This window comes from Methylomonas koyamae, assembly GCF_019669905.1.
GTDB classification, from domain to species: domain Bacteria; phylum Pseudomonadota; class Gammaproteobacteria; order Methylococcales; family Methylomonadaceae; genus Methylomonas; species Methylomonas koyamae.
On record NZ_AP019777.1, the window covers coordinates 3,609,826 to 3,634,921 of the forward strand.

28 protein-coding genes are annotated in these 25,096 nt (G+C 57.8%); 21 read left to right on the forward strand and 7 right to left on the reverse strand.

The genetic code is table 11. From position 1 onward, the window contains the following. Window positions 1–49 precede the first annotated feature (49 nt). The 3 genes from aat to efpL are packed head-to-tail and all read left to right on the forward strand — an operon-like array spanning window position 50 to window position 2,028. The gene (gene aat / locus MKFW12EY_RS16150) at window positions 50–739 is read left to right on the forward strand and encodes a leucyl/phenylalanyl-tRNA--protein transferase (protein WP_221053369.1); all 690 of its coding nucleotides are present in this window, start codon (window positions 50–52) and stop codon (window positions 737–739) included. Continuing rightward, complete coding sequence (locus MKFW12EY_RS16155; RefSeq protein WP_221053370.1) at window positions 739–1,458, forward strand: arginyltransferase; 720 nt, start codon at window positions 739–741, stop codon at window positions 1,456–1,458. The genes aat and MKFW12EY_RS16155 overlap by 1 nt, the downstream gene beginning before the upstream one ends. Window positions 1,459–1,461: 3 nt before the next feature. Next, the gene (gene efpL / locus MKFW12EY_RS16160) at window positions 1,462–2,028 is read left to right on the forward strand and encodes an elongation factor P-like protein EfpL (protein ID WP_054762133.1); all 567 of its coding nucleotides are present in this window, start codon (window positions 1,462–1,464) and stop codon (window positions 2,026–2,028) included. Window positions 2,029–2,043: 15 nt separating this feature from the next. On the opposite strand, the gene MKFW12EY_RS16165 is transcribed toward efpL, so the two are convergent. Next, window positions 2,044–2,253 (reverse strand): hypothetical protein, encoded by a 210-nt coding sequence (locus MKFW12EY_RS16165; RefSeq protein ID WP_064020858.1) that lies wholly within the window; start codon window positions 2,251–2,253, stop codon window positions 2,044–2,046. Window positions 2,254–2,880: 627 nt separating this feature from the next. Here MKFW12EY_RS16165 and MKFW12EY_RS16170 point away from each other — a divergent pair. From MKFW12EY_RS16170 to MKFW12EY_RS16195, 6 genes are all read left to right on the forward strand, one after another. Next, on the forward strand, window positions 2,881–4,425 hold the full coding sequence (locus MKFW12EY_RS16170; protein WP_054762131.1) for a 2-isopropylmalate synthase: 1,545 nt from the start codon (window positions 2,881–2,883) through the stop codon (window positions 4,423–4,425). An 8-nt stretch (window positions 4,426–4,433) separates the two neighbouring features. After that, window positions 4,434–5,303 (forward strand): uracil-DNA glycosylase, encoded by an 870-nt coding sequence (locus MKFW12EY_RS16175; protein WP_221053371.1) that lies wholly within the window; start codon window positions 4,434–4,436, stop codon window positions 5,301–5,303. 5 nt (window positions 5,304–5,308) lie between these two features. After that, window positions 5,309–5,863, forward strand: a complete 555-nt coding sequence (rimI, locus tag MKFW12EY_RS16180) for a ribosomal protein S18-alanine N-acetyltransferase (RefSeq protein ID WP_054762129.1) — start codon at window positions 5,309–5,311, stop codon at window positions 5,861–5,863. A gap of 47 nt (window positions 5,864–5,910) precedes the next feature. Continuing rightward, window positions 5,911–6,771, forward strand: coding sequence for an L-ribulose 3-epimerase (locus MKFW12EY_RS16185; protein ID WP_054762127.1), 861 nt, complete (start codon window positions 5,911–5,913; stop codon window positions 6,769–6,771). Window positions 6,772–6,774: 3 nt separating this feature from the next. Beyond that, window positions 6,775–7,419, forward strand: a complete 645-nt coding sequence (locus MKFW12EY_RS16190) for a YqiA/YcfP family alpha/beta fold hydrolase (protein WP_054762126.1) — start codon at window positions 6,775–6,777, stop codon at window positions 7,417–7,419. Between the two features lie 115 nt (window positions 7,420–7,534). Continuing rightward, window positions 7,535–7,831: a GIY-YIG nuclease family protein gene (locus tag MKFW12EY_RS16195; protein ID WP_064024456.1), complete on the forward strand. Its 297-nt coding sequence runs from the start codon at window positions 7,535–7,537 to the stop codon at window positions 7,829–7,831. A 40-nt stretch (window positions 7,832–7,871) separates the two neighbouring features. Here the strand turns inward: MKFW12EY_RS16195 and MKFW12EY_RS16200 are convergent, their stop codons facing one another. Both MKFW12EY_RS16200 and MKFW12EY_RS16205 read right to left on the reverse strand, forming a co-directional pair. Then, window positions 7,872–8,471 (reverse strand): retropepsin-like aspartic protease family protein, encoded by a 600-nt coding sequence (locus MKFW12EY_RS16200; RefSeq protein WP_221053372.1) that lies wholly within the window; start codon window positions 8,469–8,471, stop codon window positions 7,872–7,874. Window positions 8,472–8,575: 104 nt separating this feature from the next. Next, on the reverse strand, window positions 8,576–9,244 hold the full coding sequence (locus MKFW12EY_RS16205) for a Bax inhibitor-1/YccA family protein (RefSeq protein ID WP_054762121.1): 669 nt from the start codon (window positions 9,242–9,244) through the stop codon (window positions 8,576–8,578). Window positions 9,245–9,370: 126 nt separating this feature from the next. Between MKFW12EY_RS16205 and MKFW12EY_RS16210 the strand changes: the two genes are divergently transcribed. From MKFW12EY_RS16210 to MKFW12EY_RS16230, 5 genes are read left to right on the forward strand one after another with little or no spacing between them, the layout of a single operon-like run. Further along, window positions 9,371–9,763 (forward strand): group II truncated hemoglobin, encoded by a 393-nt coding sequence (locus MKFW12EY_RS16210; protein ID WP_064020850.1) that lies wholly within the window; start codon window positions 9,371–9,373, stop codon window positions 9,761–9,763. Between the two features lie 5 nt (window positions 9,764–9,768). Next, window positions 9,769–11,673 (forward strand): bifunctional diguanylate cyclase/phosphodiesterase, encoded by a 1,905-nt coding sequence (locus tag MKFW12EY_RS16215; protein WP_221053373.1) that lies wholly within the window; start codon window positions 9,769–9,771, stop codon window positions 11,671–11,673. Further along, on the forward strand, window positions 11,660–12,331 hold the full coding sequence (locus tag MKFW12EY_RS16220; RefSeq protein ID WP_245006332.1) for a transglutaminase-like cysteine peptidase: 672 nt from the start codon (window positions 11,660–11,662) through the stop codon (window positions 12,329–12,331). Before MKFW12EY_RS16215 ends, MKFW12EY_RS16220 begins: the two co-directional genes overlap by 14 nt. Further along, complete coding sequence (locus MKFW12EY_RS16225) at window positions 12,328–13,047, forward strand: M48 family metallopeptidase (protein ID WP_245006333.1); 720 nt, start codon at window positions 12,328–12,330, stop codon at window positions 13,045–13,047. Before MKFW12EY_RS16220 ends, MKFW12EY_RS16225 begins: the two co-directional genes overlap by 4 nt. Then, on the forward strand, window positions 13,047–13,529 hold the full coding sequence (locus tag MKFW12EY_RS16230; RefSeq protein ID WP_064020847.1) for a protein disulfide oxidoreductase: 483 nt from the start codon (window positions 13,047–13,049) through the stop codon (window positions 13,527–13,529). Before MKFW12EY_RS16225 ends, MKFW12EY_RS16230 begins: the two co-directional genes overlap by 1 nt. A 22-nt stretch (window positions 13,530–13,551) precedes the next feature. Here the strand turns inward: MKFW12EY_RS16230 and MKFW12EY_RS16235 are convergent, their stop codons facing one another. Together MKFW12EY_RS16235 and MKFW12EY_RS16240 are read right to left on the reverse strand one after the other, a co-directional pair. Then, the gene (locus MKFW12EY_RS16235; protein WP_054762117.1) at window positions 13,552–13,926 is read right to left on the reverse strand and encodes a PilZ domain-containing protein; all 375 of its coding nucleotides are present in this window, start codon (window positions 13,924–13,926) and stop codon (window positions 13,552–13,554) included. Window positions 13,927–13,930: 4 nt separating this feature from the next. Next, entirely contained in the window at window positions 13,931–14,509 is a 579-nt protein-coding gene (locus tag MKFW12EY_RS16240) for an FHA domain-containing protein (protein ID WP_245006334.1), read from the reverse strand. A 279-nt stretch (window positions 14,510–14,788) separates the two neighbouring features. Between MKFW12EY_RS16240 and pta the strand changes: the two genes are divergently transcribed. The 6 genes from pta to MKFW12EY_RS16270 all read left to right on the forward strand — a co-directional run bounded on the left by pta (window position 14,789) and on the right by MKFW12EY_RS16270 (window position 22,014). Beyond that, a complete protein-coding gene (pta, locus tag MKFW12EY_RS16245; protein WP_221053374.1) occupies window positions 14,789–16,924 on the forward strand; it encodes a phosphate acetyltransferase in 2,136 nt (711 codons plus the stop codon). Beyond that, window positions 16,915–17,451: a DUF2380 domain-containing protein gene (locus MKFW12EY_RS16250; protein ID WP_245006335.1), complete on the forward strand. Its 537-nt coding sequence runs from the start codon at window positions 16,915–16,917 to the stop codon at window positions 17,449–17,451. Before pta ends, MKFW12EY_RS16250 begins: the two co-directional genes overlap by 10 nt. Then, entirely contained in the window at window positions 17,448–18,653 is a 1,206-nt protein-coding gene (locus MKFW12EY_RS16255; protein WP_221053375.1) for an acetate/propionate family kinase, read from the forward strand. Before MKFW12EY_RS16250 ends, MKFW12EY_RS16255 begins: the two co-directional genes overlap by 4 nt. Window positions 18,654–18,768: 115 nt before the next feature. After that, window positions 18,769–19,251 carry a cupin domain-containing protein gene (locus tag MKFW12EY_RS16260; protein ID WP_054763826.1) on the forward strand — a complete coding sequence of 161 codons (483 nt, stop codon included), beginning with the start codon at window positions 18,769–18,771 and terminating at the stop codon, window positions 19,249–19,251. Between the two features lie 413 nt (window positions 19,252–19,664). Next, window positions 19,665–21,737, forward strand: coding sequence for a TonB-dependent receptor (locus tag MKFW12EY_RS16265; protein WP_221053376.1), 2,073 nt, complete (start codon window positions 19,665–19,667; stop codon window positions 21,735–21,737). 136 nt (window positions 21,738–21,873) lie between these two features. Next, window positions 21,874–22,014: a hypothetical protein gene (locus MKFW12EY_RS16270; protein WP_157199701.1), complete on the forward strand. Its 141-nt coding sequence runs from the start codon at window positions 21,874–21,876 to the stop codon at window positions 22,012–22,014. A gap of 116 nt (window positions 22,015–22,130) precedes the next feature. Here MKFW12EY_RS16270 and MKFW12EY_RS16275 read toward each other — a convergent pair whose 3' ends face one another. Next, window positions 22,131–22,442: a hypothetical protein gene (locus tag MKFW12EY_RS16275; protein ID WP_221053377.1), complete on the reverse strand. Its 312-nt coding sequence runs from the start codon at window positions 22,440–22,442 to the stop codon at window positions 22,131–22,133. A gap of 111 nt (window positions 22,443–22,553) precedes the next feature. After that, window positions 22,554–23,279 (reverse strand): restriction endonuclease subunit S domain-containing protein, encoded by a 726-nt coding sequence (locus MKFW12EY_RS16280; RefSeq protein WP_157199669.1) that lies wholly within the window; start codon window positions 23,277–23,279, stop codon window positions 22,554–22,556. Between the two features lie 193 nt (window positions 23,280–23,472). Between MKFW12EY_RS16280 and MKFW12EY_RS16285 the strand changes: the two genes are divergently transcribed. Further along, the gene (locus MKFW12EY_RS16285; protein ID WP_221053378.1) at window positions 23,473–24,933 is read left to right on the forward strand and encodes a bacteriohemerythrin; all 1,461 of its coding nucleotides are present in this window, start codon (window positions 23,473–23,475) and stop codon (window positions 24,931–24,933) included. The last annotated feature ends 163 nt before the right edge of the window (window positions 24,934–25,096 follow it).

The window sequence follows — 25,096 nt, forward strand, 5'->3', positions numbered from 1 at the left end:
CGGGCCGAATTGTCTATAATCCGCGTACCTGAAATTCGCGGCTTATCGCATGCAACTCACCTTACTCGACTCCGACCATCCCGAGCAGGCATTTCCGCCGCTGCACAAGGCGCTGAAAGAACCGAACGGCCTGCTCGCCTTCGGCGGCTGCCTGTCGCCGAAACGCATCGTCAACGCTTACCGCCACGGCGCGTTTCCTTGGTTCAATCCGGGCGAGCCCATCCTGTGGTGGTCGCCGGACCCGCGTCTGGTGCTGTTTCCGGAACATCTGCAAGTCTCGCGCAGCCTGGCCAAAACCCTGCGCAAAGGCCGGTTCGAGATCCGCTACGATACTGCTTTCAAAGAAGTGATTGCCGCCTGCGCCGCACCGCGCAGCGACAGCCGCGGTACTTGGATCACCGACGACATGCGCCGGGCTTACCAGACCCTGCACCATCTCGGCATCGCCCATAGCTGCGAGGCCTGGCGCGACGGCAAACTGGCCGGCGGCCTGTACGGCCTGGCCATCGGCCAGGTCTTCTTCGGCGAGTCGATGTTCCACCGCGAAACCGACGCCTCGAAAGTGGCGTTCGTCAATCTGGTCGAACGCTTGAGCGCTTGGGGTTACCGCTTGATCGATTGCCAGGTGCGCAGCGAACATTTGCTCAGCCTCGGCGCCGAAGAAATCCCGCGCCAACGCTTCGCCGAATTGCTGGAACGGCTTTGTACCCAAGCGCCTGCGGCCGAGGCGTGGCGCTAATGAGCAGCTTGCCGATCTGGCTGGACGGCGCACGCGCCTGCGGTTATCTGCCCGACCGCCAGGCCCGCTCAGGCTTCGTGCATCCGTCGGTGGCGATGACGCCGCAGCTCTACTCGCAACTGATCGCACTGGGCTTCCGCCGCAGCGGCGATTACGTTTACAAACCCTATTGCCCATCCTGCCAAGCCTGCATACCGACCCGGCTGCCGGTCGCGTCGTTCAAGCCGGACCGCAAGCAAAAGCGTTGCCGCAAGCGGAACGCCGACACCCGCAGCGTGATCAGACCGGCCGAATTCGATCCGCGCCATTTCGACTTATACCGGCGTTACCTGGCGGCTCGCCACGACGATCCGGACAAGGAGCCGGTCTCGGCGGAAGACTATCTGAATTTTCTCGGCAGCCGCTGGTGCGATACCCGCTTCGTCGAGTTTTTGATCGGCGGCCGCTTAGCTGCGGTTGCGGTGGTGGATATCGTCGACGACGGCCTGTCGGCGGTCTATACCTTCTTCGATCCCGAGTTCGCCGAGTTCAGCCCCGGCGTTTATGCGGTTTTGTGGCAAATCGAAACCGCCGCACAATGGGGCTTGCCTTACCTTTATCTGGGGTTTTGGATCGAAGACTGTCGTAAAATGCGCTACAAAATCGAATATCAGCCGCTGCTCGGCTTGGTCGGCGACCGGTGGCAACCCCTTTCAAACCACACATTCAACGAGGAATAAGCAGTGCCGAAAGCCAACGAACTGAAACTGGGAACCGCGATCGAAATCAATGGCGAGCCGTACGTGGTCAAACATATCGATGTGCGTAATCCCACCTCGCGCGGCGCAACGACGCTGTACAAAATCCGCTTCAACCACATGAAAACCAAGCAGAAGCTGGATGAAACCTTCAAAAGCGACGATATGCTGAAAGCCGCCGATTGCTCGCGTTGCAACGTGCAGTTCTCCTACCAGGACGGCGACACTTACTACTTCATGAACAGCGAGACTTACGACCAATACGCGCTGTCCGCCGAGGATTTGGAAGGCCAAACCCTATACCTGACCGACGGCCTGGACGGCATCATCATGCTGTTGATGGAGGACTCGCCGCTCGGCATCCAGTTACCGACCACGGTGACATTGCAGATCGTCGAAACCCCGCCGGCGATGAAAGGCTCCAGCGCCACCAAGCGCACCAAGACCGCCAAACTCACCACCGGCCTGGAAGTACAAATTCCCGAATACATCGAGTCCGGCGAACTGATCAAGATCAACACCGAAACCGGCGAATTCTCCTCCAGGGCTTGAGCACGCCGATCCAGATCAGGCCACAACGTTCCTGACGCATTGCCGGGCGTAGGCGTTGATCGGCACGTTGCTGGCCATATACTGGTTAAACAATTCGTTGATCGTAACCGGATTCAAATAGGCATAAATGCCGCAGCCGGTTATGGCAATGAATTGCCGGCTCAGGGTTTCGATGAACACAATCCGCAGATTGTTGATTTCGTTAACTTGATGCATAGTTTCCATGACACTCTCCCGTGGCTGTTGATCGAACTCGACCAAGTAAATGCATTAGTTGCGCCAGCAGAAAAACACCTATAAAAATCAAAGCCATAATTCCTGATCGGCATTTTCAACAGCCCATTCCGTGACGACCTGGCGTCACGACTTACGGCATTTCGTACCGGCGCGTTTCCCGCTTCGACCAGGAACAGCCGCCGCCATTTTTCGGCACCGAAAGATTCGGCTTAAGCTCGGCTGACGTTAACCTGCAATTGAAGCGTGGATTAAGAGTAACGGCCGAGTTCGCGATTGTCGGTGGCGCACACCACTACCATTCGGTGATTTGTTTCACAGTGGTCCGGCAGAATTCGGCTGCGCCTGCGGCGGTCGCCAAGCGATAGCGGTGGCTGCAAATATTTCCTTACCGCCGCAGTTGAGCACCACCGGGCAATGCAGTATAGTGCCGCGGCATGAATATTCGGCCGATGTTTCCCGCACCCACAGCAAGCCGCACACCGGCTGCCAGCCGCTTGCCGTCCGGGCTGCCCCTAAGACTGCTGCCCTGAGGGGCGTGCAATCTTCTTTATCAAGTAAAATCACCCTTTTCCGTATCCTCGGCCCGAGGCCGAACGTTTCATGAACGGAGTTCTCATGAAAGACCAATTGATTATTTTCGATACCACGTTGCGCGACGGCGAGCAAAGCCCCGGCGCGTCGATGACCCGCGACGAAAAAGTCCGCATCGCCCGCGCTTTGGAGCGGATGAAAGTCGACGTGATCGAAGCCGGCTTCCCGGCCGCCAGCCAGGGCGATTTCGAAGCGGTACAAGCCGTTGCCGACGCGATCAAAGACAGTACGGTCTGCGGCTTGGCCCGTGCCTTGGACAAGGACATAGACCGCGCCGGCGAAGCGTTGAAAGGCGCCAACAGTTCGCGCATTCACACCTTCATCGCCACCTCGCCGATTCACATGGCGAAGAAGCTGAACATGCAGCCGGACCAAGTCATCGACTACGCGGTCAAGGCCGTCAAACGCGCCCGCCAGTACACCGACAATGTCGAGTTTTCGCCGGAAGACGCCGGTCGCTCGGAAGAGGATTTCTTGTGCCGAATTTTGGAAGCGGTCATCGACGCCGGCGCCACGACCTTGAACATCCCCGACACCGTCGGTTACAGCATGCCGCAACAGTTTGGCGCCACCATCGCCAATTTGATCCAGCGTATCCCCAACTCCGACAAGGCCATTTTCTCCGTACATTGCCATAACGACTTGGGCTTGGCGGTTGCCAACTCGTTGGCGGCGGTGATGAACGGCGCCCGCCAGGTGGAATGCACCATCAATGGCTTGGGCGAACGCGCCGGCAATGCTTCGCTGGAAGAAGTGGTGATGGCGATACGCACCCGCCAGGACTTTTTCCAGTGCGACACTCGCCTGGACACCCGCGAGATCGTCACCTGTTCGAAACTGGTGTCGTCGATTACCGGCTTCCCGGTGCAGCCCAACAAGGCCATAGTCGGCGCCAACGCCTTCGCTCACGAGTCCGGCATCCATCAGGACGGCGTCCTGAAGAACCGCGAGACTTACGAAATCATGCGCGCCGAGGACGTGGGCTGGACCACTAACCGCATGGTGTTGGGCAAGCATTCCGGCCGTAACGCTTTCAAGACCCGGATGGCGGAATTGGGCGTGGAGTTTAGTGGCGAAGCCGATTTGAACGATGCCTTTTACCGCTTTAAACAACTGGCCGACAAAAAGCACGAGATTTTCGACGAAGACTTGCAGGCCTTGATTTCCGAGCAAAGTTTCGAAGCCGAGGACGAGCACATCAAACTGGTGGCGCTGAAAGTCTGCTCCGAAACCGGCGAAGTGCCGAACGCCACCGTGACGATTCTGGTCGACGGCAAGGAAATGACAGGTAGCGCCACCGGCGGCGGCGCGGTCGATGCCAGCCTGAAGGCCATCGAAAGCTTGGTGCAAACCGGCGCGACACTGGCGTTGTACTCGGTCAATAACATCACCACCGGCACCGATTCGCAAGGCGAAGTGACGATCAGACTGGAAATGGCCGGCCGCATCGTCAACGGTTCCGGCGCCGACACCGACATCGTCATCGCCTCGGCCAAGGCTTACATCAACGCGGTCAACAAACTGCAAAGCCCGGATCAGCGCCAGCACCCGCAAAAGGGCGACGTCTAAAGCTGCCGATGGAAGAATCGGTTCGCTTGCAATATCTGGAGGCAATGGGCATCGATGTCTGGGTTCCCCGGCATCCGCCCGTCGTCACCGAGCAAGCGGTTGCTGCCCCTGTAGGGTTGGCATCGCAAAGCGAAGCCCACCACTTCGACGTCCCCGATAACGAAGCCGCGCCAACACCGGAACATCCGGCCACAAGCGAAACTGCCGTCAATCGCCAGCACGTCGAACCGGCAGCGCAAACCGTCGAGTCCGCCGCGCCGCGTAAATCCGAAAGCGATGCCTTCGCGCCATTGCCGCACCACCCCAAGTCCCACACCGACGACCAGGCCTGGAAAGACCTGCAACACCAAGTCGCAATCTGCCGCGCCTGCTCGCTATGCGAAACCCGTACCCAGACCGTATTCGGCGTCGGCAACAAGCATGCGGACTGGCTGCTGATCGGCGAAGCGCCTGGGCGCGACGAGGATTTGCAAGGCGAGCCTTTCGTCGGCCGCGCCGGCCAGTTGTTGAACGAAATGATCCGCGCCATCGGCCTGCGCCGCGAGCAGGTCTACATCGCCAACATGCTGAAATGCCGGCCGCCCAACAACCGCGACCCGCAGGCCGGCGAAGTCGATGCCTGCCACGGCTTTTTGCAACGCCAGATCGAACTGATCCGACCCAAGTTGATTGTGGCCGTCGGCCGCATCGCCGCGCAAAACCTGCTAAAAACCCAACAACCCTTGTCGCGGCTGCGCGGCATCCGCCACGAACTGGAAGGCGTTCCGCTGACAGTGGTACACCACCCGGCTTATCTGTTACGCTCGCTGCCGGAAAAAGCCAAGGCCTGGGAAGACCTGCAATTTGCTCTGTCCGTTTACCAATCATTACAACTATAACAACGATGTGGAAACTGCTACATAAACTGAAATCAGCCATGGTTTACGACGCCGACCGCGAGTTTTACTCCAAAGTATTCCCGGATTCGGTGGAACCGCGCGACCTGCTGCGCTTGCGCAAAATGGACCACTCCGACCTGCCCGGCGTGATGGCGATCGAAACCGTCAACTACGAATTTCCCTGGACGGAAGGCGTGTTCAAGGATTGCTTCCGGGCCATGAATTACACCAACTGGATTTGCGAAGCGCCCGACGAGACCATCGCCGGCTACGCAATTATTTCGGTCGTGGCCGGCGAAGCCCACATCATGAACATCAGCGTCAACCCGGCCTTTCAACGCCAGGGCGTCGGCCGCAAAATGCTGGAACATTTGATCGAATACGCCCGCCCCCGTGCCGAAACCCTTTACCTGGAAGTTCGGCCCAGCAACCCCGGCGCGATTCATCTGTACCGCAGCAGCGGCTTCCGCGAAATCGGCATCCGCAAGAATTACTATCCGGCCAAGAACGGCAAGGAAGACGCGCTCATGTTCGCGCTGGACTTGGTGCCGATGCTTTGAGCCTCGCCCCGGCCCTATCCTAAAACTATAACCACAGGAGACCCGCTATGGCATTCCCCAAACGTTTGGAATACGGCGGCCACGCCCTGGTCTGGTCCGGCGACTGGTCCGCCGTAGGCGCCCGCAAAGCCATCGCCGGCGCCGCCCGCGCCGGTTACGACTACATCGAAATCGCCCTGCTCGACCCGTGGCAAATCGACGTCGCCCTGACCAAGGATTTGTTGCAGGAATACAATCTGCGCGCTCACGCCTCGCTGGGTTTGTCGGCCGCCACCGACGTCACCAGCACCGACCCGGCCATCGTTGCCAAAGGCGACGAACTGCTGCGCAAGGCCACCGACGTACTTTACGCCCTTGGCGGCAGCGAGCTGTGCGGCGTGATTTATTGCGCGCTGGGCAAATACCCCGGCCCGGCGTCCCCGGAAAACCGCGCCAATTCGGTGGCGGCGATGCAGCGTCTGGCCGACTATGCCGCCGACAAAGGCATCAACATCGATCTGGAAGTGGTCAACCGCTACGAAACCAACATCATGAACACCGGCTTGGAAGGTCTGGCCTTCCTGGACGAGGTCAACCGACCCAACGCCTTCCTGCATCTGGATACCTACCACATGAACATCGAGGAAGACGGCATGGCCAAGTCGGTATTGGCCGCCGGCGACCGGCTCGGATACGTCCATATCGGCGAAAGCCACCGCGGCTACCTGGGTACCGGCAATGTCGATTTCGCCAGCTTCTTCGCCGCCCTGAAACAAATCGATTACCGCGGCCCGATCACCTTCGAATCGTTTTCGTCGGAAATCGTCGATCCCAAACTGTCCAACACCCTCTGCGTCTGGCGCAACCTGTGGCACGACTCCGACGATCTGGCCGGCAAAGCGCTGGAATTCATCAAACAACGCTATTAAGCCATGAAACGAGCCATCGTCTACCTGCACGGCTTCAACTCGGCGTCGCTGGATTCGCACGGCAAACTATTGACCGCCAAAGAAAAACTGGCCGTGCTGCAAGCCTTTTGCACCGAACGCGGCGTACTGCTGTACGCACCGAATCTGGATTACCGCGACTTCCAAGGCCTGATCGAAGACCTGTTATTCGAATGGAACCAACTGCTGGACCAAGGCTACGACGTGGTATTCATGGGCTCGTCGATGGGCGGCTTCAGCAGCGAATACCTGGCCTATAAAACCGGGGCCAGGGCCATCATGATCAACCCCGCCGTCAAACCCAGTGCCGTGCTGCCGCAGTTCATCGGCGTCACCGCCAATTTCGAAACCGGCGCCCCCTACGACTGGCAGCAAAGCCACTGCGACCAATATGCCAAATTCGAGCAAGAACTGGCTGGAAGCCGGCAAAAACTGGATTTGACGCTGCTACTGGACCTCGGCGACGAGCTGCTGGACTCGGCCGCCACCCGCGATTTGTACCAAGTCAAAGCCCGCGTCGCCTGCTTCCCCGGCGGCTCGCACGGCTTCGAACACATGCGCGAGGCCTTGCCGTTGGTTGAGCGGGTGTTGTTTGGCGAAGAAGACAATCCTGTTTCCAGGTTGAATTGAGCCCGCGGTCCTAGCCTCCTCCCACTCGGCACTTGTAAAACATGGCCACTGTAGTCATACGACAGGTGCGAGGAATTATGAAACATCAGATGTCGTCTATACCAAGTTGTACCTCATGAGAACGAAGGTCATCTACAAGATTACCTACCCAAACGGGAAGATATACATCGGGAAGGACCTCACCGGCACCTTCACATACTTTGGTAGCGCCAATGGCGCTTTGGTTGAAAAGGATTTCACGCCCGAGCAACGCCGGATACTAACGGTCACAAAAGAGATTCTATGGGAATCAGCAACGGCAGAAGATAGCGAAGTTAATAAGAAAGAAGTCGAGTTCATCCTCGCGAATGGCTCAAATGATCCTGCCATCGGCTACAACCGGTGGCCAAAGTTCAAGGGGACAAGTACATGACGTGGCACTATGTGTTCCATCCGAAGATTCTCACCACGCCTTACGACACCCCTGCCGCCATCAACACCAAAGAATCCCCGTTCTGCTCGATTCGAAAATATTTCAAGGTATTCATGCCGACCAGCACTTCATCCAAATGGCGGTTGATATGGGCGTCCAGATTGCGCAGTTCCAGGTTGCCTAGCTTCAGGCTGGCGATGCGGGTTTGGTGGTCGGTGACGCGGCCGCCTGCGGTCTCGGCTTGCACCGCGCCGCCGACGGGCAAACCGGCAGCACGCGCGTATTTTTCCGGAATCGAGGTTTTGGTGGCGCCGGTATCGATCATGAACGGCATCGGCACATTATTGATCGATAAAGTACCGCGAAAATGGCCTTGGCGGTCGGCCTTGATTCTTACGGTACCGGCCGGTCTGCCGCTGCCGTCCGCCGCGGACAATAAGACTTCCGGTAGCGGATGTTTGGCAGCGGCTTGCTTTGCCAGCAAGGCGTCCGCGCCGTACCACAGCCCGGCCAAAGCCGCCAACGGCATCAGCAGATAACGCAATGCCCCTGCCGAATCGGCTCTGGCCGGCGGCGCAGATTGTTGCCGGGCCTGGTTGCGCAGCTTCTCCCGGTAATAATCCCGATCTTCGATTCCCATCGCCCTACCCTCTCCTTACAAACAAAAAAGCCCCCGCCGTTCGGCGGGGGCTTGTGTCGGTTATGCCGGATTATATCGCTCCGGCGTTAACGCTAGCGGCCGGATCAATCGTCGCCGCCGAACACGCCCAGGATTTGCAGCAAGCTGACGAACAAGTTGTAGATCGATACGTACAACGATACCGTGGCCAAAATGTAGTTGGTTTCGCCGCCGTGAATGATCTCACTGGTTTGGAACAGGATCATGCCGGACATCAACAGGATGAACATGGCCGATACCGCCAACGACAAGGCCGGCACCGAGAACAGGACCGCAGCCAAACCGGCGAAGAACGCGACCAACACGCCGACCATCAGGAAGCCGGCCATGAAGCTGAAATCCTTACGGGTGGTCAAGGCGTAGCCGGACAAACCGAGGAAAATCACGCCGGTACCGCCCAGCGCGGTCATGATCAATTGATGGCCGTTGCTGAAGGCATTCAGATACATGTTCAAGATCGGGCCCAGGGTCATGCCCATGAAACCGGTCAAGGCAAATACCCACAACAAGCCCCAGGCGCTGTTGCTGAAACGGGTGGTTAAAAACAGCAAACCGAAATAACCCACCATGCTGACGATCATGCCTGGATGCGGCAGATTCAATGCCATGGACAAGCCGGCAGTCGCCGCGCTGAACAACAGCGTCATCGCCAACAACAAGTAAGTGTTTCTCAAAACCTTATTGGTCGCCAGTACCCCGGCTTCCGATCGGGTGGTTGCAGTTGATAATCTCATGGTCAATTGTCCTTTGAAAGTTACGAACGAAGCTGTGACCGCGCAAATGCGCGGGAGTTTCCCGCCATTGTCGGCGCCGTCTGCTAGTATACCTAAACAAAATACAGCGACGAGGTTAATTCAAGCATGAGCACGACGCCCTACGACTTGATCGGCGGCGAAACCGGCATCAGACGGCTGGTGGACAAATTCTACTTTTATATGGATATCCTGCCGCAGGCCAAGGGCATCCGCGCCATGCACGCGCCCAATCTGGCGTCGGCGAAAGACAAACTGTTCAAATTTCTGTCGGGCTGGTTGGGCGGCCCCAATCTGTTTATCGAAGAATTCGGCCATCCGATGCTGCGCGCCCGCCATTTCCCGTTCGCCATCGGCGAAGCGGAACGCGACCAGTGGATGTTGTGCATGAACAAGGCACTGGACGAAGTCACGATGGATGCGCGGCTACGCGAGAACATCCGCAACGCCTTGCAGCAATTGGCTACGCATATGATCAATCAAGAAACCACGGAAAGCTAAGCGACATGTCGTTATCCAAACAATTGCTAATTCTGATCTCGGCTCTGTTTCTGATGATTTTCAGCGTCAACTTCGCCCTCAGCGTCAATAACATCAAGGATTATTTGGAAGGCGAAGCCAAGAACCACGCGCAGGATACTGCGACCTCGCTGGGCCTGTCGCTGAGCCCGTACATGACCAACGACAAGGACCCGGTCATAGAAACCATGATGAAGGCGATTTTCGACATGGGCTATTACAAGGAAATTCGTTTGGTCGACGCCGACAATAAGGAACTGGTGGAGCTGGTCAGCGACAAGGCGGTGGCAGGCGTGCCGGACTGGTTCATGGATCTGCTGCCGATGACCTCGGCCACCGCCGAAAGCGAAATCAGCTCCGGCTGGAATCTGAGCGGCGTGATCTACGTTACCGTCAATTCCGGCTACGGCTATCTAAAGCTCTACGAACAGGCCAAATCCGGCTTTTATTATTCGCTGGCGGCATTCCTGATTTCGATAGGCCTGCTGGCGTTGACCTTGCGCTTTACGTTGGCCTCGCTGTCGCGGATCGACCAACTGGCCCGGCAGATCAGCGACGGTCAATTCGACAGCATCGCCGAACTGCCCTGGACCCGCGAAGTGCGTAACGTGGCGCTGTCGATGAACACCATGTCGCAGAAGATCAAAACCACCATCGCCGGCCTGCACGGCAAGCTGGACAGCATGGGCGCCAGTCTGTTGCGCGACGATCTGACCGGACTCTACAAAAAATCGGTGTTCGAGACCGACATCAAGCAATTGGCCTTGGAAGAAGCCGAGGCGTTTATCCTGTTGATCAAAATCGACGGTTTGCTGGAGCTGGTCAAAGAGTTGGACAGCGATGCCATCGACGGCTTCATCAAAGCCTTCGCCACGACGCTGGAGCAAGTCGCCGCCGCAGCCGGCAACGATACCGGCAAGGCCTACCGCTTCTACGGCGCCGAATTCGCGCTGCTGGTGAAAACCGGGGACCGAAACCAGATCGAGTTGTTGGCCAAAACCCTGAGCAACCGCTTCAGCGAACTGGGCGAGCAATACCAAAAGGCCGACTTGGCCCACATCGGCGTGGTGCCGTTCAACCCGCTGACCACCAGCGACAGCATGCTGGAAGCGGCGCACGAGGCCTACGAACAAGCCCATTTGATCGGCGCCAACAGTTATTTCATCCGCAGCAGCGACAATTTCGCCCGCGACATCGCCACCTGGAAGGAACTGGTGTTCGATTGCGTGGATAACAATGCCTATTCGCTGTGGTACATCGGCCCGATCCACGGCATGAAAAACGGGGAACTGATGATGGAGGAAGCCTTCATTCAAGTCCACGACAAACAAGGCGACCTGGTGGCAATCGGCCCGTTCATTTCGATTGCCGAAAAGTTCGCCAAAATCGTCGATCTGGACAAAGGCGTAATCGGCATGGTGATCGAGCATATTCTGCAAAGCCACGTCGAGCATGCGATTGCCGTCAACGTCTCGACCCGCACCATCAAGAACAGCGATTTCCGGGTCTGGCTGGAAAAACTGATTCAACGCAACGCCGCCGCGGCGAAATACTTGGTGTTCAGTTTGTCGGCCTACGCCGTGGTCAAGGACATCGAGGCCTACCAAGCCTTCATCGAGGTGGTGCACCAGTGCGGCGCCAGAGTCATGATCAAACGCTTCGAAACCCAATCGATGTCGGCCGAGTTGGTCAAACAACTGAAACCGGACTACATCCGCCTGGCGCGCGACATCGGCAACGGCATCGCCGAATCGACGCAAACCCTCGCCTTCGTGCAGACCATCGCCGAAATGGCGGCCTTGCTGGACATTTCGATACTGGCGGAAAACGTGCAAGCCGATTCCGACTTTGCCGCCTTGCGCGGCATAGGCATCGCCGGTGCCAGCCGTTAATACCGGCCGCTCCCACCTCGCCGCACTCGCCGTTTTTGCCGCCAGCCTGTGCTGCGGCATCGCCCTGGCCGGCAGCCTGTTATTCGACCGGGAATTACTGGACAAGGTCGGCACCAAATACGGCGCGGCGGCCCGGCAGCGCTTCGCCGATTGGCAGAATCTGATCGAAACCGGCAAAGACTGGCCGGACGCCGAGAAACTGCGCCAGGTCAACAATTTCTTCAACCGTAACGTCGACTTCGTCGACGATATCGTGCTGTGGAACAAAGTCGATTATTGGGCGACACCGACCGAATTTCTGGCCAAGGGCGCCGGCGATTGCGAGGACTACTCGATCGCCAAATATTTCACGCTGGTGGAAATGGGCGTCGACGAAAGCAAGCTGCGCATCACCTACGTCAAGGCCTTGGAACTGAACCAGGCCCACATGGTATTGACCTACTTCGAATCGATGCGCGCGCCGCCGTTGGTACTGGACAACCTGAAGCCGGCGATACTGCCGGCTACCCAACGCAGCGACCTGCAACCGGTCTACAGCTTCAACGGTACCGGTTTGTGGCTTGCCAAAAGCCGGGGTTCCGGGCAACATGTCGGCGGTTCGGACCGGTTAAGTCTGTGGACCGAGCTAAAATCGAGAATGTTGGAATCGCCTTTTTGAACGCCCCAAGTTATACCCTACGCCGCAGCAGCCGCGCCAAACATACCCGCATCGTCGTCAAAGCCGGCCAAATCGAAGTCGTCGCCCCGCCGAAAGTTTCGGAGCGCAACATTCACAGCTTCGTGCTGGCGCAACGGGATTGGATCGAATCGGCCTTGCGCCGGGTCGCCGCGAAAACCCGCGAGGTGCCGGCGCTGGCCCCGGCCAGTTACCATGACGGTGTCGCTATCCCCTATCTCGGCCGCCAGTTGCCGCTGCGCATCGAAACCACCCGCAACAAAACCCCGCGCCTGGATTTGCACGACGACGCCTGGTTTTGCGCCAAATTGCCGGCCGGCATCGACGCCGGCCAGCACTCCGAACTGGTCCGCCAAACCTTGATCCGCTGGATGAAAAGCCAGGCCCGCCAGCATGCGCAACTGTTCATCGACCGCCATGCGCCGCGCCACGGCCTCTACCCGCGCAGCATCCGCATCAAAACCCAGAAAAGCCGCTGGGGCAGTTGCGGTCCGGACAACGATATCAATCTGAATTGGCTGTTGCTGCTGGCGCCGCCGGCGGCTTTGGAGTACGTAGTGGTACACGAGTTATGCCATATCCGCCACAAAAACCATTCCGCCGCGTTTTGGGACTTGGTCGCGGAACACTTGCCGGACTTCCGCCAGCGCCGCTTGTGGTTGAAGCAGCACGGCGCCAGTTTGATGCAAGGTTTGTGATGCGCAAAAAGGATTGGGCGTTTTATCTGTTTGCCGCGCTGTTCATTTTCGCCGGCCAATTTCTGGCGCATCGGGATTTGGTGACCGGCACGCCGCCGCCAATAACGCAAACCACGTTGAACGGCGAGGCGGCGCTAAAAAACCTGGGTATGCGTCCGGGCTTGATTTATTTCTGGGCGGAATGGTGCGGCGTCTGCCGCAGCATGCAGAACTCGGTGACGCAGGTCGGCAAAGACCATCCGCTGGCGACCGTCGCGATACGGTCCGGCGACGACGCCAAACTGGAAAGCTATCTGCGGGAAAAAAATCTGTCTTGGCCGGTCGTCAACGATAACGGCGGCGACATCGGCCAGCGTTACGGCGTCAAAGCCGTGCCGGCCTTGTTTTTTACCGACCGAAGCGGCGACATCGTCTTCGCCACGGCCGGTTACACCTCGGAATGGGGCATCAGAGCCCGGTTGTGGCTGGCAAGTTGGATTTAGCTTGTATTAAAAGCAGAGAAGCTCAGGAAAAATTGCCCAGCGCCGACAGTTCGCGCTCCAGCAGCTCGCTATCGCCCAGATTCAATTCCACCAGCCGCCGCAGCAAGGAGATGCTGTCGATATCGATATGCGCGCAACGGAATCCGGCTTGATTGCCCTGGACATGGGTAGCGACGATTTCCATCCGGATCGCCGCTTCGGCCGATAACTCGAACTTCAGTTGGTAAGGCTGGTCGCCGATTCCGGCCAGCGGTTCCGCCAATTCCAGCAAACAGCCGCGCAACGATAGGTCGATGATCCGGCAGCTCTGCGCCAAGCCTTCGGCCGACACCAATTGCGCATCGGCATGGTAGAAAATCCGGTGAAACCGGCGTTTTTCTTCGTTTTTTTCGCTCATGCGCTCAATCCAGGAAAAATTGCATGGAAGTGCGGTCGACGACGACCACGTCGTTGTTCTGCAATTGCACGGTGCGGTCGCCCAGGGGTTCGTTGTTCACCGAAAGCCCGTCGTGGCCCTGCAAGGCCGACAAGTAGTAGCCGTCCTTGCGCCGGGCGATGACGATGATGCCGGCGCCTTCGTGGCCGAGCCGGGTCATGGCTTTTTTCAACGGCAGGATGCGGCCGATGTGGACGCCGTTCAGCACTTGCAAACTGGCGTCGCGGGTTTTTACCGCTTCTTCGAGTTTTTCGTTCAAGGCCTGAACGTCGGCGTCGACCGAATTACTCAGCGTATTGACCAACACCTTTTCGGAAAACTCGTCGGTGGTGTTGTAAACGATGTAGTGTTTGCCGATGTTGATGATGTCGTTGTTTTGCAAATGCCATTCCTTGGTCGGCTGGTTGTTTACCAGCAGCGGAAATTTTTCGTTCATTTGCTTCATCACGCAACTGCCGTCTTTGATCACGACCACGGCATGCGCCGGCGCCACGGCCAAGCTGTCCACCACCAAATCGTTGGTGTCGTCGCGGCCGATACGCACGATCCCGGAATCAAAAACACCTGTATGGATTGCTTTATCTTTGAAGTAAACGGTAAATTTCGCCATCGCTGTTGTGTTGGTAATTCCCTGCGCCCGGCTAGTAGTATAGCCACTAAAGCCAAGCTTGCAGATAATCGATAGTAAATTGCAAGCTTGGCACGACGGCGAAACCGGGTGCCGCCGCCCGGATATTAATCCAGCCGCAAACTCGCCGGGTAAAGTTGCTCGCGCTATCGCCGTCCTGGTTTAGAATTTAACAAACAGCCATCCGCAACGACCATGAACTCGACCAGCCCCGCCGCAACCGACGCCGCCTGTTTTGCCCAAGACATTTACATCGCCAGCCTCGACGAAGGCAACGGCAAATCATTGGTAATGCTGGCGATGATGGAGATGCTGTCCGGCCTGGCCGACAATATCGGCTTTTTCCGGCCGATCATCCACAGCACGCCGGATAAGGACGATCTGATCCAGTTCATCAGCCACCGCTACCCGGTTGCCGTGCCGCAAGCCGCGATGTACGGCTGTACCAGCGCCGAGGCCCGCGAGTTGCTGGCCGCCGAACAATACGACGAACTGGTCAAAACCATCCTCAGCAAATTCCGGGCGTTGAAACGGCAATGCCTACACGTGCTGTGCGTCGGCTCCGACTACAGCCACGGCAACGCGGTATTCGAATTCGACTTCAACGCCGACGTCGCCAATAACCTGGACTGCTTGATCATGCCGGTGATCCAGGGCGAAAACCGCAGCAACGAACAACTGCTGAGCAGTATCGCCAGCCTGAAACACTCCGTGCACGAGAACGGCTGCGAACTGCTGGCCAGCGTCGTGATCGGCGTTGCCGGCAACCAATTGGCCGGCCTGCGCCACGACCTGAATCATGCCAAAGGCTTTCCGGTTTATCTGGTCCCGGCCGAATCGTCGCTGGAAAAACCCAGCGTCGGCAACATCGCCAAAGCCCTCGGCGCCAAGGTGTTGTGCGGCGAAGCCGCAGCGATGAGCCGTGAGGTCTACCATTACAAGGTCGCGGCGATGTTGATTCCGGATTTTCTGGATTACGTCGAAACCGGCGACCTGATCATTACGCCGGGCGACCGTTCCGACATCCTGTTGGCCAGCATCATGGCCTACAGTTCGGCCAGTTATCCGCAGATCGCCGGCCTGATTCTGACCGGCCACCAACAGCCGCCGCCGCAGGTGCAAAAATTGATCGACGGCTTGGGCGGCACCCCGTTCGCAGTGCTGGCGGTTGACTCCGATACCTTTACCACGGCGATGCAAGTCAGCCAGGTGCCGGCCAGCCTGCACTCGCAAGACGACCGCAAGATCGCCGCGGCCTTGGGCCTGATCGAACGCAACATCAATATGGTCGAACTGCGGCTGCGCCTATGCAGCAAAGTCGGCCACAAAACCACGCCGCTGATGTTCGAATACGACATGTTGCAGCGGGCCAAGGCCCAGAAACAGCATATCGTGCTGCCGGAAGGCAACGAAGAACGCATATTGCTGGCCGCCGAAATCCTGCTATTGCGCGACGTGGTGAAAATCACGCTGCTGGGCAACGAAGCCGAGATTAGGCAAAAAATACAAAACATGGCGTTGAAGCTCGATGCCGTCAACATCGTCGATCCGGCCAATTCCGAGCTGCGGCCGCTGTTCGCCGAAACTTACTACGAAGCGCGTAAACACAAATGCATCGTTTACGACACCGCCTACGACCTGATGGCCGACCCCAGCTATTTCGGCACGCTGATGATCCATCTGGGCTACGCCGACGGCATGGTCTCCGGCGCCGTGCATTCGACGCAACATACCATCCGGCCGGCGTTCGAGATCATCAAAACCAAGCCCGGCGCCTCGATCGTTTCCAGCGTATTTTTCATGTGCCTGGAAGACCGGGTGCTGGTCTACGGCGATTGCGCGGTGATTCCTAACCCCAATGCCGCGCAACTGGCCGACATTGCCATCAACGCCGCCGAGACCGCGCGCATGTTCAATATCGAACCGCGCATCGCGATGCTGTCCTATTCCACCGGCGAATCCGGCAAGGGCGAAGCGGTCGATAAAGTCCGCGAAGCGGTAAAAATCGCCAAGTCGCTGCGGCCGGAGCTGCTGCTGGAAGGCCCGATGCAGTACGACGCCGCGGTCGATGCCAGCGTCGCCAAAACCAAATTGCCGAACAGCCAGGTCGCCGGCCGCGCCACGGTATTTATCTTCCCCGACCTGAACACCGGCAACAACACCTACAAGGCCGTGCAGCGTTCGTCCGGCGCGATTGCGGTCGGCCCCATCCTGCAAGGCCTGAATAAACCGGTCAACGACCTGAGCCGCGGCTGTACCGTCACCGATATCGTCAACACGGTGGTGATCACGGCGATTCAGGCGCAGGAAGGCGGCAAACCGTGTACCTAGTTCGCGCCTTTTTTGCCGTGTTGCTGGCATTGGCCGCCGCGCCGGCCGCCGCCGACACCCGCATCGCCGTACTCGATTTCGAGTTGAAAGACCTAACGCTGGCGCCCGGTGTCCCGGCCGAAATCGCCCGCACCGCATCGATCAAGCCATTGCTGACCAAAGAACTGGAAAGCGCGGGTTACCGATTAGTCGAGATTCCGGCCGATGCCAGGCAAGCCGCCAATAGCGGCGTCGGCTATTTGTTCGACCACGCCGACGCGGCAGCAGCATTGGCGAAAAGCTACGGCGCCGACTATATATTGGTCGGCCGGCTGCACAAGCCCAGCTTTCTGTTCGCCTACCTGATGGCGCATCTGGTTCGGGTAAGCGACGGCAGCCTGGTCGGCAATTACATCACCGAATCCAAAGGCCCCAATGCCGGACTGACCGGCAAGGCCGTGGAAAGCCTGACGGTCAAAATCGACCATGATCTGGAGCGGCGTTACTCGCCACCGCCGCCGCAAAAACGCGTAATCGACTCTAAATGAAAATTCTGGTACTCAACGCCGGCAGTTCGTCGCTGAAATACAGCCTGTTCGACATGGCCGCGCGGACTGCATTGCTGTCCGGCCTGATCGAACGCATCGGCGAAGCCGAATCCAGCCACCGCTATCGGCTCGGCACTTCCGCTCCGCAACAACAAGCGCTGACTTGCCGCGACCACGGGCAAGCGCTGCAAACCCTATTTAGCCTGCTCCGCGCAACCCTGCCAAGCGGCTTGAGCGAATTGGCGGCGGTCGGCCACCGCGTCGTCCACGGCGGCGAATTCTTCCACGAACCGGCCTTGATCGACCGCCGGGTTATCGCTCACATCGAGGCGGCGATTCCGCTGGCCCCGCTGCACAACCCGGCCAACCTGTCCGGGATCGAACAAGCCCTGCACCTATTGGCCGAGGTGCCGCACGTCGCCGTGTTCGACACCGCTTTCCACCAGACTTTACCCGACTACGCCTTCCGTTACCCGCTGCCGAGCCAGTTGTACAGCGAACACGGCGTGCGCCGTTACGGATTCCACGGCACATCGCACGCCTACGTCGCCAAGCGAGCCGCCGACTACCTGGATAAGCCGCTGGCCGCAACCAATCTGATCACGCTGCATTTGGGCAACGGCGCCAGCGTCGCCGCGATTGCCGGCGGCATCAGCATCGACACCTCGATGGGCATGACGCCGCTGGAAGGATTGATGATGGGTAGCCGTTGCGGCGACATCGACCCGGCCATCGCCTTTTACCTGGCGCGCACGCTGGGCATGGAGCTGGATGCAATCGACAAGTTGTACAACAAGGCCAGCGGCTGCCTCGGCGTCTGCGGCGAAAACGACATGCGCGCCATCCACGCCAAAGCCGAAAGCGGCGACGACTCGGCCAAGTTGGCGCTGGCGATGTACGCCTACCGCATCAAAAAATACATCGGCGCCTACTACGCCGTGTTGGGCCGGGTCGATGCGCTGGTATTCACCGGCGGTATCGGCGAGAACGACGCCTGGCTGCGCCAAACCTGCTGCGAGGGCTTGACGGCGTTCGGCATCGCCGTCGATCCGGCCGCGAACGCGGCGCCGGCCAAACCCGCAGCCGCCATCAGCCCAGCCGCGTCGCCGGTCGCGGTGCTGGTCATCAATACCGACGAAGAACTGGAAATCGCCTTGCAAACGGCGGAGTGTTTGGCAAAACGGGCCGATTCGCCGATTTAGCTTGCATGCAACGGGTTCTATTTGCCGCGGTAGTTATCACGCCGCGATTCGGGCGATACCGCCGTGTGGGCAATTTAGGCCAAATCCACCACATAGTAAGAACAGGAGAAACCGGATGAGAATTTTTTTGATAGCCGTCTTCACGATTTCATTGGCCAATTCGGCATGGGCTCAGGATAAGATCGATCGCCTGCACGCCGAGACCATGGCTTCGTTTAAACCGGATTCGGTTAACTGGCAAGCTGAACCGATACTCCCCAAGGGCGCCCAAAGCGCGGTGCTGGTTGGGGATCCAAACAAAGCCGGCATTTTTATCGCGTGGCTTAAATTTCCGCCCAACTATCCGATTCCTCCTCATATACATCCCTATACCGAAGTGATTACGGTGTTGCACGGCAAATTGGGCAACGGTATGGGCGAAAGATTCGACGTTAACCAGCGCGAGATACTTAAAACGGGCTCCAGTTTTGTGCTCCCGGCAGGCCATAGCCATTATGTCTGGACCACCGATGAGGAAACCATCGTCGAGCTGATCGCTACGGGGCCTTGGGGCATCACTTACACGAATCCTGCCGACGATCCCCGTAACCGTAAATAGCGCGCAGTTTAGACTGACTCTGCAAGCCCTACGCTATTTACCATCGAACTCAATCGGCCTTCCCCTCCACTTAGTATTTGCCAACCAGCGGGGCTTGCGGTTCGGCCGGGCCGGAGCTTGAGCGCCAGCCAAGGCTCTGAATGTTTGTTTCTCATTTCTTCGGGCATTTTTTGCTTCGTTCCGTTACTGTCGCGAACGGGCAACTGAAACAGGCCTTTCACTGGCCCCACTGAGCAGCGTTTCGGCGCCGCTAAATCCCCGGCCAAACCTTAATGGTTGCAACGCAAGGATACGCTAGCTGAGAACCGGCAAGCACGCCGCACAGGACAAACCAGTTTTGTTATATTGTTGCAAACATGGCTGCGACAATATAACATTGGCATTCCGTTTAGCTTAGTCGTCGCGTTTTGATTATGAATAAATTGCCGCCCTTTCTGTTGCTGTTGCCCGCCAGCCTGCTGCACGCGGAAACCCAAACCGATGCCAGGTTGGATGAGATCGTCGTCACCGCGCCGCTGCCGGTCAGCAAATCCGACGCGGGCTCTCCGGTCACCGTGCTCAGCGACGACGAGTTGCGGATGAAGACCGGCCACAGCATCGGCGATACCCTGAAAAACGAATTGGGCATCAGCAGCCAATCCTTCGGCCCCGGCGTCGGCACACCGGTGATTCGCGGCCAGGCCGGCCCCAGGGTGCGGGTATTGAGCAACGGCATCGGCGCCAACGACGTGTCTTCGATCAGCCCGGACCACGCCACCAGCGTCGAACCGCTGCTGGCCGAGCGGATTGAGGTGCTGCGCGGCCCGGCCACCTTGCTGTACGGCAGCGGCGCAATCGGCGGCGTGGTCAACGTCATCGACAACCGGATTCCGGGCAAAGCCTTCGACAAAGCCTTGAACGCCGCGCTGGAACAACGCTTCGACTCGACCAGCGACGAGACCAGCACCACGATGAAAGTCGAAGGCAGCAAGGACCACGTTGCCTACCACCTGGACGGCTTTTATCGCCACCGCAACAACATGGATATTGGTGGCCAAGCCATCGACACCGGCAAAATCGCCGTCAACGATGCGGAGCTGGCCGCGGAAATCGCCGACAACCCGCGCGGCTACCTCAACAACACCGGCGCCGAGGCCATCAGCGGTTCGGCCGGCTTGTCTTGGATCGACAAATTCGGCTTCGCCGGCGTTTCGATCAATAATTTGAACAACAACTACGGCATCGCCCCGGACGGTACCGGCGAGGAAATCGTCCGGATTGCGATGCGGCAGAATAAGTACGACTTCAAAAGCGAAATCGTCAAGCCGTTCGCCTTCGCCAAATCCTTGCGCGCTAGGCTGGGTTACACCGACTACGAACACTATGAAATCGCCAACGGCGAGGTCGGCGCCCATTTCAGCAACGAAAGCTACGAAGGCCGACTGGAACTGGCCCACGAAGACATCGGCCCATTGCGCGGCGTGGTCGGCTTTCAAGCCCAGTCCAGCGATTTTCTCGGCCTACACATGCACGGCCACGAACACGCCGGCGGCGAACCGGAAATCGAAGCCATCGTGCCCCGCTCCAACATTCAGAGTTACGGCGTATTTGCCGTGGAATCCTTCGACGCCGGCCCGGTCGCTTACCAGTTGGGCACCCGCGTCGAACAAACCGACATTCGCCCGGACGGCATGGCCGGCTTCAGCTACACATCGGTCAGCGCCTCGGCCTCTGCGGTATGGAAACTGGGCCAGCGCAACAGTTTCAACTTGGCCGTGACTCGATCCTCGCGGGCGCCGCAAGTCCAGGAATTGCTATCCGACGGCTTCCACCACGCCACCCGCAGCTGGGAGCGCGGCAACGCCGCGCTGAAAGAGGAAACCTCCTACAACCTCGATTTGGGCTACCGCTTCAAAACCGACTGGCTGCGCGCCGAACTGGACTTGTTCCATAACTGGGCCAGCGATTACATTTACCAGCGCCGCACCGGCGAATTTCTCGACGAAGAAGGCACCGGCGACCACTGCGACACCGAGCACTGCGTACCGGTGTTGCAAAGCAGTCAGCAGGATGCGATTTTCAAAGGCTACGAAGCCAAGCTGATCTTCCCGGTGCTGGAAAACCATCTGGGTCTGTTGGAACTGACTCTGTTCAGCGACTACACCCGCGGCGAATTCGTCAACGGCGGCGACGTGCCACGCATGCCGCCGCTGCGTTACGGCCTGCAACTGGACTACAACAAAGACAAACTCTCCAGCTACCTGCGCCTGACCCGCGCCGACGACCAGACTCACGTCGGCGACTTCGAGACCTCGACTGCCGGTTATTACCTGCTCAACGTGGGCGTCAATTACCAAATCAAGGCCTTGCAAGACGCCAAGCTGATGGTGTTCGCCAAAGGCAACAACCTGCTGGACCAAAACATCCGCAACGCCGCGTCCTATCTGCGCAATTTCGCGCCGGAAGCGGGGCGTGGGGCGGAAGTGGGATTTCGCTTAAGCTATTAATTCGTTATTAACTCGTTCCCACGCGCTGCGTGGGAATACCCAGCTACCGCGCTGCGGTACGTATCGGGCCGCAGCGCGGCCAAGCTCTACGTTCTCACGCGGCGCGTGGGAACGAGGAAACTACCAAGTCAAGACCTTGCAAGACGCCAAGCCGATGGTGTTAGCCAAAGGCAACAACCTGCTGGACCAGAACATCCGCAACGCCACGTCCTATCTGCGCAATTTCGCGCCGGAAGCCGGGCGCGGGGCGGAAGTAGGGTTTCGCTTAAGCTATTAACTCGCTCCCACGCGCTGCGTGGGAATGCCTAGCTACCGCGCTGGGGTAAGTATCGGGCCGCAGCGCGGCCAAGCTCTACGTTCCTACGCGGCGCGTGGGAACGAGGAGACCGGCAACTAACTAGCGCCAACCCAAACCCGGTTCACCCGCTCGTCGTCGCGGATCCGCTCCAGGATTTGGTAAATGCGGCCGCAGTCTCGGGCTTGCATCGCGATGCCATAGCGTTGGTTAATCGCATCGGCCAAAGTTTGATAGTCCTCTTCGGTGATGCCCGGCAGAAAATCGCTCAGTTCGGAGCGATTGGTGAAAAACGCTAGCGTATTCGGGCCGAAATCCAGAAACGGCCAGAGGATGTGTTGCAAAAAATCCTCCAGCAATTCCGGGTCGTCGTAAACCCGGTTAGGGCCGTCCAGTTCGTCGTCGTTCATCCTGTTTTCTCCTGTCAAGTTGCTTGTAATGTGGAGCAAAAAGACCGACTACCGTTAAGTTAAGCATTTAGGTTTTACTCCCCTCTTTGAAAAAGAGGGAAGCGGCTTAATTTAACGGTATCGCAAATAGGCCAGGGCCTCGGCTTCCGATTGCTCGATGGCGATTTCGACCGCGCGTTTGGCGGCTTCGAGAAGTTGGGTGGCGCGTTGTTTGGCTTGGCGTGCGGATTTTAAAGACTGCTCAACTGCCTTTTCAGTGGTCATTGAAAATTTTGGAATCGGCAGATTCAGCAAATCGGATTCGGAAATCGCCGGATACATGCTGGCGCTGGTGTACAAATCCATCAATTTGCAAATTAGCGGCAACCCAAGGTAGGTCAGCAATACGTCTCCGCTGATATGCTTGGGCTGCAATACGACAAAACCGGAAGAACAAACGAAGCCGTCTTGCTGCTCGCTAATCGATGCCGACAAACGCCGGTTAGGTCGTACCGTGGATGTAATGACATCATGCGAACGGACATACTGCGTTGCCCGGCTTGGCGCTTCGCGTTGCGGTAAACATTGCGCTTGAGCTTTACCATCGTTGTTGAATGTGCCAATTTCGATGTAATGAAACTCATCGGTTTCGTTGGGGGTAAAGCGTTCTTTTCTGGCGGGCGCTACATCGCGTATTTTTAAACTGTCGCAACTCAGCCGCTTGAGCAATTGGTCGATGCCGGGATTGAAAAACTCGGCGTCCAAGCGGCCGGCTAAGAAGGCTTCGCTACTGTTGCGGATATAACTCAGCGGCTCTGGAACTTGCCAATTCTCAAGGCTTAATGCTCGTAAAAGCAATATTTCGGCATCTAATAGAAAATTTGCTGCCTGACTATTAGCTTCAAACGCAGAATTTACTAAACCGCCAAACACCCCGTTTTCGGTGCCGCGTGTTCCGAGCTATCGTTATCCGGCGATACTGAGTAGAATCCGTCTGAACGCGGTGCTAGATACATCGACACTCTTACAATAATAACAAGCGGATGTTTCGATGACTCAGACAGAAATCTTTCCCTGGAACCCCGGTTTCGAAACCGGCCTGCCCGTAATCGATGCCCAACACCGGCAATTGGTCGAGCTGCTTAACCGCTTAGCGGCGCATTTGGCCTATCGCAGCGCTATCCCGGAATTAGAGGCCATTTTCGATCAATTGACGCAATATGCAGCTTTCCATTTTCAAACCGAAGAAAGTATCTGGGCCCAATACCTCGATAGCGACGATTCGGTGGCGCTGCACAAATTGTCCCATCAACACTTCGTTACCGAACTGCTGGCGCTAAAACACGATCGGACCGATGCCAATTTCGAGAAAATTTTGGAGCGGATCGTCAGCTTCTTAACCCGCTGGCTGGCGTTTCATATTCTGGACACCGACAAACGCATGGCGCAAATCGCCCTGGCAGTCGGCCAAGGCGTCCCCCTGGAAACCGCCAAACGCAGCGCCGAAGATCTCACCGACGCGCAACAGGTTTTAATCAAAACCATATTGCGGATGTACGAAAACCTGTCGTCCCGCACGCTACAGTTGATGAAAGAAGTGGCCGAACGCCAACGCGCGGAAACCAAATTGCGCTTGTTTGCGAAAGTGTTCGAAAACACGCTGGAAGCGATTTGCATCACCGATCCCGAGCGGCGCATCATCGATGTCAACGTCGCGTTTTGCCAGGCGACAAAAAATAGCTCGGCGGAACTGCTCGGCAAACCGCTCGACCGGATTAAATCCGGCTTCACCGATACCCAGTTGGCCGCCACAATCGCCCAAGCCATGCAGGCTAGCGGACATTGGGCCGGAGAAATCTGGAACCGCAACCCAAACGGCGAATTGGAGCCCGAATGGCTGACCCTGTCCGCCATCAAAAACAGCGACGGCGAAATCAGCCACTACGTCAACGTTTTTTCCAGCGTTGGCGAATTGATCAAGCGCCAGCGTTATCTGGAACACGCCGCCAACCACGATGCATTGACCGGTTTACCCAACCGCCTGTTGCTGGCCGACCGGATGAACGTTGCCATGGAATTGGCGCTACGCACCAAAACCCTGTTGGCCGTTTGTTATCTCGACCTGGACGGATTCAAACCGGTCAACGACCATTGGGGCCACGAAGCCGGCGACGAAGTGTTGAAACAGGTAGCGGTCAGATTGAAAAGCTTGATACGCAAATGCGATACGGTTGCCCGCTTGGGCGGCGACGAGTTCGTGTTGCTATTGGGCAATATGACCAACTTGACCGACTGCGACTCGTTTCTGACGCGAGTGTTAACCGAAATCGAACGGCCAACCCCCATCGCGCAAGGCTTCGCCTATGTATCGGCCAGTATCGGCGTCACGGTTTTTCCGCTGGATAACGTGCCGGCCATGACTCTTTTATTGCACGCCGACCAAGGGCTGTACCAAGCCAAAAACTCCGGTAAATCCTGCTTCAGCTACTGTTCCGCGTTGCCGAGGCAATAAGTCCGGTAAGCCGGAAACGCCTGACGGCTTATTCCGGCCTACTCAGCGTTACGTTATACGGAATTGCTTTCCCCCATAATCGGGCAAATCCGCTCGAACCTTCCTGTAGGCCGGAATAAGCGCCAGCGTTTCCGGCGGGGCCTAACTCACCGGAAGCACCAGG

Bases quoted from the DNA above. Each gene is read 5' to 3' on its own strand.
- aat (WP_221053369.1), top strand. From the start codon at position 50: ATGCAACTCACCTTACTCGACTCCGACCATCCCGAGCAGGCATTTCCG.
- MKFW12EY_RS16190 (WP_054762126.1), top strand. From the start codon at position 6,775: ATGAAACGAGCCATCGTCTACCTGCACGGCTTCAACTCGGCGTCGCTG.
- MKFW12EY_RS16165 (WP_064020858.1), bottom strand. From the start codon at position 2,253: ATGGAAACTATGCATCAAGTTAACGAAATCAACAATCTGCGGATTGTG.
- MKFW12EY_RS16230 (WP_064020847.1), top strand. From the start codon at position 13,047: ATGCGCAAAAAGGATTGGGCGTTTTATCTGTTTGCCGCGCTGTTCATT.
- MKFW12EY_RS16205 (WP_054762121.1), bottom strand. From the start codon at position 9,244: ATGAGATTATCAACTGCAACCACCCGATCGGAAGCCGGGGTACTGGCG.
- MKFW12EY_RS16260 (WP_054763826.1), top strand. From the start codon at position 18,769: ATGAGAATTTTTTTGATAGCCGTCTTCACGATTTCATTGGCCAATTCG.
- MKFW12EY_RS16275 (WP_221053377.1), bottom strand. From the start codon at position 22,442: ATGAACGACGACGAACTGGACGGCCCTAACCGGGTTTACGACGACCCG.
- MKFW12EY_RS16285 (WP_221053378.1), top strand. From the start codon at position 23,473: ATGACTCAGACAGAAATCTTTCCCTGGAACCCCGGTTTCGAAACCGGC.
- pta (WP_221053374.1), top strand. From the start codon at position 14,789: ATGAACTCGACCAGCCCCGCCGCAACCGACGCCGCCTGTTTTGCCCAA.
- MKFW12EY_RS16210 (WP_064020850.1), top strand. From the start codon at position 9,371: ATGAGCACGACGCCCTACGACTTGATCGGCGGCGAAACCGGCATCAGA.
- MKFW12EY_RS16235 (WP_054762117.1), bottom strand. From the start codon at position 13,926: ATGAGCGAAAAAAACGAAGAAAAACGCCGGTTTCACCGGATTTTCTAC.
- rimI (WP_054762129.1), top strand. From the start codon at position 5,309: ATGTGGAAACTGCTACATAAACTGAAATCAGCCATGGTTTACGACGCC.
- MKFW12EY_RS16155 (WP_221053370.1), top strand. From the start codon at position 739: ATGAGCAGCTTGCCGATCTGGCTGGACGGCGCACGCGCCTGCGGTTAT.
- MKFW12EY_RS16265 (WP_221053376.1), top strand. From the start codon at position 19,665: ATGAATAAATTGCCGCCCTTTCTGTTGCTGTTGCCCGCCAGCCTGCTG.
- MKFW12EY_RS16175 (WP_221053371.1), top strand. From the start codon at position 4,434: ATGGAAGAATCGGTTCGCTTGCAATATCTGGAGGCAATGGGCATCGAT.
- MKFW12EY_RS16255 (WP_221053375.1), top strand. From the start codon at position 17,448: ATGAAAATTCTGGTACTCAACGCCGGCAGTTCGTCGCTGAAATACAGC.
- MKFW12EY_RS16200 (WP_221053372.1), bottom strand. From the start codon at position 8,471: ATGGGAATCGAAGATCGGGATTATTACCGGGAGAAGCTGCGCAACCAG.
- MKFW12EY_RS16170 (WP_054762131.1), top strand. From the start codon at position 2,881: ATGAAAGACCAATTGATTATTTTCGATACCACGTTGCGCGACGGCGAG.
- MKFW12EY_RS16185 (WP_054762127.1), top strand. From the start codon at position 5,911: ATGGCATTCCCCAAACGTTTGGAATACGGCGGCCACGCCCTGGTCTGG.
- MKFW12EY_RS16215 (WP_221053373.1), top strand. From the start codon at position 9,769: ATGTCGTTATCCAAACAATTGCTAATTCTGATCTCGGCTCTGTTTCTG.
- MKFW12EY_RS16195 (WP_064024456.1), top strand. From the start codon at position 7,535: ATGAGAACGAAGGTCATCTACAAGATTACCTACCCAAACGGGAAGATA.